Origin of the sequence: Paraburkholderia sp. J7, assembly GCF_905220155.1 — a bacterium.
Lineage (GTDB): Bacteria > Pseudomonadota > Gammaproteobacteria > Burkholderiales > Burkholderiaceae > Paraburkholderia.
In genome coordinates this window covers 1-220 of record NZ_CAJMYZ010000160.1, presented here as the reverse complement: position 1 = coordinate 220, position 220 = coordinate 1, and the positions used below count along the sequence as shown (strand labels likewise).

The window sequence follows — 220 nt, the reverse complement described above, 5'->3', positions numbered from 1 at the left end:
AACATCGGTTCTGAAAATCAAGGGTCTGCAGGTCAACTACGGCGGGATCCAGGCGGTCAAGGGCGTGGACATGGAAGTTCGCCAGGGCGAACTCGTCACGCTGATCGGCGCGAACGGCGCGGGCAAGACCACGACCATGAAGGCCATCACCGGCCTGAAGCCGTACTCGGCGGGCGACATCGAGTACATGGGCCAGTCGATCAAGGGCGTGCCGGCGTAT

The 220-nt window shown here is 62.3% G+C and carries 1 protein-coding gene; it reads left to right on the top strand.

Annotated features, from left to right (window positions below; translation table 11 throughout):
• Positions 1-220, top strand: a 220-nt coding sequence (locus U5A58_RS40775; protein ID WP_321965492.1) for an ATP-binding cassette domain-containing protein, incomplete at both ends; no start/stop codon positions are given.